The 9740-nt window shown below is 73.2% G+C and carries 12 protein-coding genes; 10 read left to right on the plus strand and 2 right to left on the minus strand.

The features are described 5' to 3' along the window. The first annotated feature begins 8 nt into the window (after positions 1–8). From G3I42_RS17205 to G3I42_RS17245, 9 genes are all read left to right on the plus strand, one after another. Positions 9–1097: a hypothetical protein gene (locus tag G3I42_RS17205; protein WP_164286941.1), complete on the plus strand. Its 1089-nt coding sequence runs from the start codon at positions 9–11 to the stop codon at positions 1095–1097. Then, entirely contained in the window at positions 1094–2395 is a 1302-nt protein-coding gene (locus G3I42_RS17210) for an ATPase, T2SS/T4P/T4SS family (RefSeq protein WP_164286943.1), read from the plus strand. Before G3I42_RS17205 ends, G3I42_RS17210 begins: the two co-directional genes overlap by 4 nt. After that, entirely contained in the window at positions 2392–3441 is a 1050-nt protein-coding gene (locus G3I42_RS17215; protein WP_164286945.1) for a type II secretion system F family protein, read from the plus strand. The genes G3I42_RS17210 and G3I42_RS17215 overlap by 4 nt, the downstream gene beginning before the upstream one ends. Beyond that, the gene (locus tag G3I42_RS17220) at positions 3438–4376 is read left to right on the plus strand and encodes a type II secretion system F family protein (protein ID WP_164286947.1); all 939 of its coding nucleotides are present in this window, start codon (positions 3438–3440) and stop codon (positions 4374–4376) included. The genes G3I42_RS17215 and G3I42_RS17220 overlap by 4 nt, the downstream gene beginning before the upstream one ends. 103 nt (positions 4377–4479) lie before the next feature. Then, on the plus strand, positions 4480–4764 hold the full coding sequence (locus G3I42_RS17225; RefSeq protein WP_007823446.1) for a hypothetical protein: 285 nt from the start codon (positions 4480–4482) through the stop codon (positions 4762–4764). 56 nt (positions 4765–4820) lie between these two features. Next, a complete protein-coding gene (locus G3I42_RS17230) occupies positions 4821–5267 on the plus strand; it encodes a TadE family protein (RefSeq protein ID WP_164286968.1) in 447 nt (148 codons plus the stop codon). Then, complete coding sequence (locus tag G3I42_RS17235; RefSeq protein WP_164286949.1) at positions 5264–5701, plus strand: TadE family protein; 438 nt, start codon at positions 5264–5266, stop codon at positions 5699–5701. Before G3I42_RS17230 ends, G3I42_RS17235 begins: the two co-directional genes overlap by 4 nt. A gap of 2 nt (positions 5702–5703) precedes the next feature. Continuing rightward, complete coding sequence (locus G3I42_RS17240; RefSeq protein WP_343244570.1) at positions 5704–6156, plus strand: pilus assembly protein TadG-related protein; 453 nt, start codon at positions 5704–5706, stop codon at positions 6154–6156. A gap of 261 nt (positions 6157–6417) precedes the next feature. Then, on the plus strand, positions 6418–6573 hold the full coding sequence (locus G3I42_RS17245) for a hypothetical protein (protein WP_164286951.1): 156 nt from the start codon (positions 6418–6420) through the stop codon (positions 6571–6573). Between the two features lie 10 nt (positions 6574–6583). On the opposite strand, the gene G3I42_RS17250 is transcribed toward G3I42_RS17245, so the two are convergent. Then, entirely contained in the window at positions 6584–7030 is a 447-nt protein-coding gene (locus G3I42_RS17250) for an NUDIX domain-containing protein (protein WP_164286953.1), read from the minus strand. Positions 7031–7206: 176 nt separating this feature from the next. Here G3I42_RS17250 and G3I42_RS17255 point away from each other — a divergent pair, with 176 nt between their 5' ends. Beyond that, positions 7207–9027, plus strand: a complete 1821-nt coding sequence (locus G3I42_RS17255) for a CocE/NonD family hydrolase (protein ID WP_164286955.1) — start codon at positions 7207–7209, stop codon at positions 9025–9027. 136 nt (positions 9028–9163) lie between these two features. Here the strand turns inward: G3I42_RS17255 and G3I42_RS17260 are convergent. Beyond that, positions 9164–9740: hypothetical protein (locus G3I42_RS17260; protein ID WP_164286958.1), on the minus strand; the 577-nt coding region annotated here is incomplete at its 5' end.

Consider the following 9740-nt stretch of genomic DNA (forward strand, 5'->3'; position numbering starts at 1 on the left):
TACGAGACATGGCGCTCATCGCACTCGCGGCGGACAAGGGCTCGCCCGGGGTCACCACGGCGGCCGTCGCGCTCGCCGCGATCTGGCCCCGCCGCGTGCTGCTCGCCGAGACCGACCCCGCCGGGGGCGATCTCGTCTACCGCAGCGCGGCCGCCCACGGCGGGCAACTCGATCCGAATCTGGGCCTGTTGTCGATCGCCGCGACCGCCCGACGGGGCCTCGCCCCCGATCAGCTCTGGGACCACGCGCAAGCCCTCGCGGGCGGGCTCGACGTGCTCGTCGGGCTCGGTGGTGCCGAGCAGGCCGCCGGGCTCAGCGGTACGTGGCCGCTCCTCGGCCGCGCGTTCGCCCAGCTCCAGGACTCGCCGCACGCCCCCGCCGACGTCATCGCCGACTGCGGGCGCATCAGCGGCGACAGCCCCGTGCTCGACCTCCTCCCGCACGCGGCCCTCGTCCTTCTCCTCGCCCGCACCACGCCCGAGTCCCTCGCCCGCGTCCGCGACCGCGCGAGCCACCTCGCCCGCCGCCTGCACGGCGAACGGCGCGGCGCCGCCCAGCTCGGGACTCCGCTCATCGGCGTCGTCCTCGTGGCGGAGAGCGGTGGCGCGGGCAAGCTCGTCCACCAGCTCGACGAGATGCTGCACGCCACGCAGTCGGGCGCGCGCGTCGTCGGCACCCTCGCCGAGGACGCGTCCGGCGCCGAACAGCTCGCCGGGCGCCGCCGGGGCCGCCTCGACAAGTCCCTCCTCGTACGGTCCGCGCGGAAGGTCTCCGCGGACATCCAGCAGCGGTACGGGACGCTGTGGGCCACCGCGCCCGGCCCCAGCCCGGCCCCGGGCGGGCCCGTCATCCCGGGCGCCCAGGGTGCCCAGAGCCAGGGCACCCCCGCCCCCGGCACCGCCCCCTTCACGCAGGGCACCCCCGCCCCCGGCACCGCCCCCTTCACGCAGGGCACCCCCGCACCCGTACCGCCCCAGACCACCGGACAACCGCACACCACCGGACAACCGCACCCCACCGGCGCGCAACCCGCCCCCGCCCCCGGCGGCACCCGCTCCGCCCCCGGCCCCGGTTCCGCCCCCGGAGCCCCCCGGTGAGCGGGGTCGATCATCAGCTCGTCAAGCGGTTCCGGCAGGAGGCCGGGGACCGGATCGCCGAGCAGCGGCGCCAGGACCAGGCCGACGGCGTCGCCGCGATGTCCGGCGAGGACGAGCGGCAGTACGCGCGCGCCGTCATCGCGCAGATACTGGAGGACTACGCCCGCGGGGAGATCAACGCGGGCCGCGCCCCCTTCGACGCGGAGACCGAGGAGGGGTACGCCTCCGCCGTGCACGCGGCGCTCTTCGGCGTCGGGCGGCTCCAGCCGCTCCTGGACGACCCCGAGGTCGAGAACATCGACATCAACGGGCACGACCAGGTCTTCATCGGCTACGCGGACGGCCACGAGGTCCTCGGCGAGCCCGTCGCCGAGAACGACGAGGAACTGATCGAGCTGATCCAGGTGCTCGGCGCCTACTCCGGCCTCTCCTCGCGCCCCTTCGACTCCGCGAACCCGCAGCTCGACCTGCGCCTCCCGGACGGCTCCCGGCTCTCCGCCGTCATGGACGTCACGCGCCGCCCCGCGCTCTCCATCCGCCGCGCCCGCATGGGCAAGGTCTTCATGTCCGACCTCGTCGGCAACGGCACCCTCACCCCGGAGATCGGTCACTTCCTCGCCTGCGCCGTGCGCGCCCGCAAGAACATCATGATCGCCGGGGCCACCAACGCGGGCAAGACGACGCTGCTGCGCGCCCTCGCCAACGAGATACCCCCGCCCGAGCGCCTCATCACCGTCGAGCGCGCGCTCGAACTCGGCCTCGACGCCTTCCCCGAACTCCACCCAAACGTCGTCGCGTTCGAGGAACGGCTGCCCAACTCCGAGGGGCAGGGCGCCATCACGATGGCGGAACTCGTCCGCCGCTCGCTGCGCATGAACCCCTCGCGCGTCATCGTCGGCGAGGTGCTCGGCGACGAGATCGTCACGATGCTCAACGCGATGTCGCAGGGCAACGACGGCTCGCTCTCCACGATCCACGCCAACAGCTCCGCCGAGGTCTTCAACCGCGTGTCCACGTACGCGCTCCAGGCCGCCGAGCACCTGCCCGTCGAAGCGAGCCAGATGCTCGTCGCGGGCGCCATCAACTTCGTCGTCTTCATCGAGCGCCGCAACACCTACCACCTCGGCGGCGGCCTCCAGCGCCTCGTCACCTCCATCCGCGAGGTCAACGGTGTCGACGGTCGCGTCCTGTCCAGCGAGATCTTCACCGAGGCCCCGGACGGCCGCGTCGTTCCGCACGCGCCCGTCTCCTGCCTCGACGACCTTGTCGCGCAGGGATATCGGGGGGCTTGGGGATGAACCACGACTTCGCGGAGGCGTACCACGACACGCCCGCCGCCGGACACCAACTCGCTGCCGGACTCGACGCGTTCGGCGATTTCGGCGGCCTGCTCTCGCCGAGCGTCCTCGGTGCCCTCGGCGCCGGGCTGCTCGCGGGCGGCGGCTGCGCGCTGCTCGTCGTCGCGCTGTACGGGCTGCCCGCGAAGCCCGCCGGGGCGGACGGAGGCCGGAAGCGCGGCGCCGAACTCGCGCGCCTCCTCAGCCGCCGCGCCTCGGCCGCCGTGCTCGTCGGCGTGCTGGTGCTCGTCGCGACCGGCTGGGTCATCGCCGGTATCGGCGCCGGCGTCCTCGTCCTCACCTGGGACCGCCTCTTCGGCGGCGCCCGCGAGGAGCGCACGCAGATGCGCCGCGTCGAAGCACTCGCCACCTGGACGGAGTCCCTGCGCGACACCATCGCGGGCGCCGTGGGACTCGAACAGGCCATCCCCGCCTCGGCGCGCGCCGCCGCGCCCGCGCTGCGCCCCCACCTCGAAGCGCTCGTCGACCGGCTCCGCGCCCGCACTCCGCTGCCCGACGCGCTCCAGTCCCTCGCCGACGAGATCGACGACGCCTCGGCCGACATCATCGTCGCCGCGCTCATCCTCAACGCCCGCCTGCGCGGACCGGGCCTGCGCCAAGTGCTCGGCGCGCTCGCGAAATCCGCGCGCGAGGAGGTCGACATGCGCCAGCGCGTCATGGCGCAGCGCGCGGCGACCCGCCGCAGTGTGCAGATCGTCGTGGCCGTGTCCGTGCTCTTCGTCCTCGGACTGGCCATCTTCAACAAGGACTTCGTCTCGCCGTACAACTCGCCCGTCGGTCAGGTCGTGCTCGCCGGGGTCTGCGGGCTCTTCGCGCTCGGCTTCTGGTGGCTGCGCAAGCTCTCCACCATCGAGACCCCCGAACGCTTCCTCGTACGGGACACGCAACCACAGCCCGCGCGGCCCGACTTGAGCGCACCACGTGCCCCCGGGGGCAGGACGGCGCCGCGTCGCGGTGGCGAGCACGAGGGGACGGTACGCCGGTGAACAGCCAGTGGATCGGGCCCGTCGTCGCGGGCGCCGTCGTCGGACTCGGCCTCTACGTGCTCGTACGGGCCCTGCTGCCCGGGGCCCGCAGCCCGCTCCAGACCGTGGCGCGCGTCGACGCGCTGCGGGCCAGGGGCGCGTACGAGCCGCCCGTGCACCGGGGCGGCAAGCACGAGGAGGACGACGGCAGGTTCGCCTCCGCGCGCGCATCGCTCGGGTTGCGCCTCGCCGCCTTCTACCGGCAGCAGGGCTGGGAACTCCGGTCCTTGCGAGCCGACTTGGCTGTGCTCGATCGCAGCTGGGAGAGGTTCCTGGCGACGAAGGTGCTGCTCGGCGTCGCCGGGCTCGTCTTCGGGCCCGTCGTCTTCGCGATCGTCGCCGTGCTCGGCATCGGGCGCAGCCCGCTGATTCCCGTGTGGCTCGCGCTCCTGTGCGGCATCCTCTTCTTCTTCCTGCCGGACCTGGAAATCCGCCGCGACGCGCAGGACAAGCGCCGTGACCTGCGGCGCGTCATCGGCGCCTACCTCGACCTCGTCGCGATGAGCCTCGCGGGCGGGCGCGGCCTGCCCGAAGCGCTGCTCGCCGCCGCCGAGGTCAGCGACGGCTGGGCCTCGCGCCGCATCCGCGACGCGCTCCAGGACGCGCGCATCACCGGGCACACGCAGTGGTACGCGCTCGGCCGGCTCGGCGAGGAACTGGGCATCGAGGAACTGAAAGAACTCTCCTCGTCGTTGGCGCTCGTCGCCGACGACGGCGCGAAGGTGCGCGATTCCCTCAGCTCGCGCGCCGAGACGATGCGGCACCGCGAGATGGCCGAGATCGAGGGCAGCGCGGGCGAGAAGTCGCAGTCCATGCTCATCGCCCAACTCCTGCTCTGCGCGGGCTTCCTGGTCTTCCTGATCTTTCCCGCCGCGATGCGGGTGTTCCAGATGTGAGCGCCGCCGCGCACGTACGGCGCGGGGCGCGCCCCGCACGCGTACGCGCGCGAGTCCACCGGAGCGACCGACCTCAGTACCGACCGGAGAGGACCCGGACACCATGAACGAACACGACGCACCCACCGAGAACTTCTACACGCGGCGCCTCGTCGGCTCCGCGCACCCCGCCGTCGCCTTCCTGGCGGCCTTCCTCCAGACCCGCTACCGCCGCGCCACCTCCGGTGAACTCGACCGGGGCGCCTCGGCGGTGGAGTGGGTCATCATCTCCGCCGTCGTCGTCGCGATCGTCGGTGTCGTCGCGGCGATCCTCAACGCGGCGCTCAAGGGCGGCGCGGACAAGGTCGGGAAGTGCATCGAAGGGGCGAGCGCCGACAAGACCTGCTGAACGAAAGGCGGTTGGGACGTACGGGGGAGGGGGCGGACGTGGGGCGGGGGCGCGAAGTGCTGCGGAGGTGTCGCGGGGACGCCTCCGGTCGCGGCGTGGCCCGGCGCGGCGGCGATTCCGGCATGACCGCCATCGAGTTCGTCGTCCTGACCCCGATCCTCTTCTTCATGATCTTCGCGACGGTGCAGTTCGCGCTGTACTTCTTCGCCGACCACGTCGCCCAGGCGGCGGCGCAGGCCGGGGCGCGCAAGGCGCGGGCGACCGCCGACGAGCACCCGGGGGAGTGGCGCGGCGCGGCCCGCGAGGTCACGGACTCGTACATCGACCAGCTCGGGCCCACGCTCGTCCTCGGCCCCGACGTGAAGCTCGTCGAGCCGCGCGCGCACACGGTCGGCGTGGAGATCACCGCGCGCGTGCCGTCCGTCTTCCCCGGGCTCGGCCTCACCGTGCACGCGCAGTCGGTGGGGCCCGTGGAGCGGTTCGTCCGGGAGGGGGAGGAGTGAGGGGCGGGGCCAGGTGCGGGTGGCGGGCGACTCGCCTCGGCGACGACCGGGGCATCTCCACCGTCGAGGTCGTGATTCTCGCTCCCGTGATGATCCTCTTCCTCCTCGTACTCGTCGCGATGGGTCAACTCGTCGACGGGCGCGGGGCGGTGGACAGCGCGGCGCGCGACGCGGCGAGGTCCGGCTCGCTCCAGTGGGAGGCGGGGACGGCGATGTCGGAGGCGCGGCGCGCGGCGGAGGCGGACCTGAGCGACGTATGCGCGGGGCCCGTCGAGGTGCGCAAGACGAGCGCCGGCTTCGAGGACGCCGACTTCTTCTCGGTGGAGGTCAGTTGCCAGGTGCGGGGGCTGGCGATGCTGGGGCTGAACGTGCCGAAGACGCTGACGGGGAAGGCGACGTCGCCGCTGGACCCGTACAAGCGGAAGGCGGGGTGACGGTGCGGCTCCATAATCTCAAGTCTCGTGTAAGGGAGCTGCGTTCGGACCGGGGTTCGGGCGCGGGCGCCGTGATCCTCTTCGCCCTCGTCTTCCTCTCCCTCGCCGCGTTCGTCGTGGACGGCGGACTGTCGATCTCGCAGCGCGAGCGCGCCGCCGACCTCGCCGAACAGGCCGCGCGGTACGCGGCGCAGGACATCGACCGTGAGGCGCTGTACGGCAACGAGGGCGAGGCGCCGATCAACGCGGGCAACTGCCCTGCCAGGGTGGCCGCGTTCGCGGCGGAGAGCGGGATGTCGGGGGCGGACGCGGCGGCCTCGGGGTGCGTGGAGGCGGACGCGGAGCACGTGGAGGTGCGCATCCAGCTCACGTACCGGCCCGTCTTCACGGGCATCTTCTACGGCGGCTCGATCCACGTCTCGGGCACGGCGGTCGCCGAGAACAAGGTCGGCTGAGGCGAGGGAGGCCCCGGGGCCCGGCGTGGCTCAGGACGGCGGGGGCGCTCGGTGGCGTACCGGTGCTGGTGGGCGTCACGGCGCTCGTCCGCGCCAGGCTGCGGGACGCGGGCTATGGGCTACGGGCTGCGGGACGCGGAACGGGTACGGGCCGGAGCCGCGCGGGCGCGGACAGCGGCGGGCACCTGGCGGGCGGGCCCGCGCACCGATCGCACGGTCCCGCCTTCGCCGGAGGCCCCCGTACGCCCCGCTACCCTGAGCGTGTGCGACGTGCCCTGCCGCCGCCACCCGGCCACGGAGTTCACCTACCACGGCCCGCGCGAGGAGGCGACGGGCTACCTGGTCGCGCTGCGGAACGCGGTGCGGACGGCGCACGGGACGGGACACACGTGCGTGAGCCTGGACGAGGTGGGCTGACCCTCCCCCGCTACCCCGCCCAGCCCCGCAGGGTCAGGCGGGGGCCCTCGGTCAAGTAGGCGTCGAGGGCGGCGCGGGAGCCGGGGACGAAGGTGGTGGGGATGCGCGAGGCGGGGACCCACTCGACCCTCGTGTGTTTCTCCGGCTCGCGGTTGTGCGGGGTGCCCGTCCACTCGTGCGTCGTGAAGACCACGGTCAGCCAGCCGTCCGGGGCCGTCGTGCCCTTGCGGCCGTGGATGACGTGGACCACCTCCAGGGAAGCCGGGCGGAGTTGGACGCCTGTCTCCTCCGCCACCTCCCTGACCGCCGTCTCCGTGACCGGTTCGCCCGGCTCGCGTTTGCCGCCGGGGAGGTCCCAGAGTCCGGCGCCGAAGGCGTTGCTCCCGGCTCGTCGGATCAGGAGGAGCGCGTCGCTCGTGCGGTCGTGGACGATGACTGTCGCCACCAGCAAGGTCATAGCGGGATACATCCCCCGGTTCCGGGGCCCGCATCCTTAACTCGCTTGTCACAAGGCCCTCTTGAGGCGCGGCCGCACCGCTCGTAGGCTGCCTCGTCGTCGGTCGCGTGTTCGACGCGCGGCCGTCGCGGCACTTGCGCCACCCCCCGCGCCTCACGCCACACAGGGAGCTGCACGTGATCAGACGTCCCGCCATCGCCCTGGCCGCCGCCTCCGCCGTCGTCGCAGGACTCGCCCTCGCCGGACCCGCCGTCGCCTCGCCCGCGCACCACGAGAGCCCGCGCGGCGGCGTCACCCACGCCGAGAACGACCGCGTGCCCGCCGGTTCCGCCTGGACGCAGGAGTACTTCCCCTCCTCCGACCGCTCCGGCACCCAGCTCCACGCCGACGTCCTTCTCCCCGAAGGGCTGAAAAAGGGGCAGAAGGTCCCCGTCATCCTCTCCGTCGGGCCCTACTTCGGGCACTCCGGGCAGACCGACGACGAGGGCTTCACGCACACCGGGCCCTCCGCCCGCTTCAACGACTTCATCGAGGGCAGCGACCTCTTCACGCAGGGGTACGCCTTCGTCATGGTCGACCTGCGCGGCTTCGGCGGCTCCACCGGCTGCCTCGACTGGGGCGGTCCGGGCGAGCAGGCCGACGTCAAGGCCGCCGTCGACTGGGCGGGCAAGCAGTCCTGGTCCACCGGCAAGGTCGGCATGTACGGGAAGTCCTACGACGCCGTCACCGGGCTCATCGGCAACGACCTCGACCAGAAGCCGCTGAAGGCCGTCGTCGCGCAGGAACCCGTGTGGGACCTGTACCAGTACATCTACTCCAACGGCGTCCCGCGCCCCAACGTGACCGGCACCGCGAACGCGTACAACTCCATCGCCACACTGCCCCAGTTGGCCGACGACGACCCGCACTACCTCGCCAACGCCACGTACGAGCGCCAGCACCCCGAGTGCCTCACGCAGAACGCCGACGGCTACAAGATCGCCGACCAGAAGTCCGCGCACTGGAAGGCCCGTGACCTCGCCGCCAAGGCGAAGGGCAGCGACACGCCCCTCTTCGTCACCCAGGGTTTCGTCGAGAACAACACCAAACCCGAGGAGATGCAGGAGTACTTGGACAACCACCACGGCCCCGAGCGCGGCTGGCTCGGGCAGTGGGACCACGTACGCGGCGGCGACCGCGTGAGCGACGGGCGCCTCGCGATGGGCCGCGAGGGCTGGTACGCGGAGACCCTCTCCTTCTACGACCAGTACCTCAAGGGGAAGCGCCCGCAGGCGAGTTACCCCGCCTTCTCGATCGAGGACTCGACCGGCGCCTGGCGCGCCGAGCGCGCCTGGCCCACCACGTCCCGTACCACCACCGTGCGGCTCGGAAACGGGTCCTACGTGGACGACGGCGGCGCATCGGCGCGCGACGCCTTGGCGTTGAGCCCCCAGGGGAACGGCGCGGCACGGGACTTCGACATGGAGCACGCTCCCGCGCTCGACCCCGTCGCACCCCGGGGCCTCGCGAAGGGTCTCGCCGCGATCCAGGAGGCCGGGGCCGTCACATCCAGCTACTTCACCTGGTCGAAGCCGCTCGCCCGTGACACCCGGATCACCGGGACGCCGAACATCTCCTTCAAGGCCAAGGGTTCCGGCAACGTCATGCTGAAGCTCTACGACGTCGGCACGGACGGCAAGGCCGTCATGTTCGACGAGCAGGTGTCCCTCGTGAAGAGCGGGCGCGTCTCCGTGGACCTGAAGGCGACGGACTGGACGCTCAAGGCCGGGCACGTGCTCGGGGTCGAGGTCGGGTCGATCCAGAGCGGCTCGTGGCAGGACACGCCGAGCGGCGAGACGATCGGCGTGGACGACGCACGGCTGGCGCTCGCCCTCGACGACCCCGCCGACGACGTGGCCACGGCGGGCGACCGGTCGCCGTTCCTCGACTCGTACCTGCGGCAGTACACGACGACGCTGGCGGCGGGGGAGGGAAGCTTCACGCTGCCGCGGGCCTGAGCGAGGCGCGCGGAAAGACGGTACGGGCCCGCCTCCCGCCGCTCAGCGGGGGCGCGGGCCCGTACCTCCCCCCCGCCGCCCGCTTCCGCGCCCCGGCGCGCCGCCTGCTGACGCGCCTGTCACGACCACCGCTCCCTCACCGCGCCAGCCGCTCCCCGTCCCCCATCGCGATCACCGGATGCCACTCCGGGCGCAGTTCCCGCAGCAGGGCCACCAGGTCCGTCCGGGCCAGGCTCACACAGCCGTGGGTCGGGCCCCCGTGGTCGATGTGGACCCAGATGCCGCCGCCCCGCTCCTCGCCCAGCGGGCGGGCGCGGTCCAGGGGGGAGACGCCCGCCACCCGGTTGTAGTCGATCGCCAGGACGTGACCGAAAGCGCCCGCCAGGGACTCGCCCGTGAAGCCGGTGCCGTCCTCGGCGAACTCGTCCGACCTGTCGTAGGGCAGGTGCGTGCCGGGGTTCGGGAGGAGACCGCCCGCGTCGCCGATGCGGTAGACCCCGGCGGGGGAGCGCAGGTCGCCCGCCCGGTGGTCGTCCGTCCAGCCGCGCAGCGCGTTCCGGGCTGGGCGCGCGCGGCCGGGGAGCCAGTCCCCGGCCTCCGTGCGGGCGTACAGGCGGGCCGTCCCCCGGTTGGCGTCCGGGCCCGCGCCCTTCACCACGAGGACCTGCCGCGCGTTCGCGGGAATCCGGGCGAGCGTGCGCGGGCCGAGCCCG

This window comes from Streptomyces sp. SID11385 (assembly GCF_010548245.1).
Classification (GTDB): domain Bacteria; phylum Actinomycetota; class Actinomycetes; order Streptomycetales; family Streptomycetaceae; genus Streptomyces.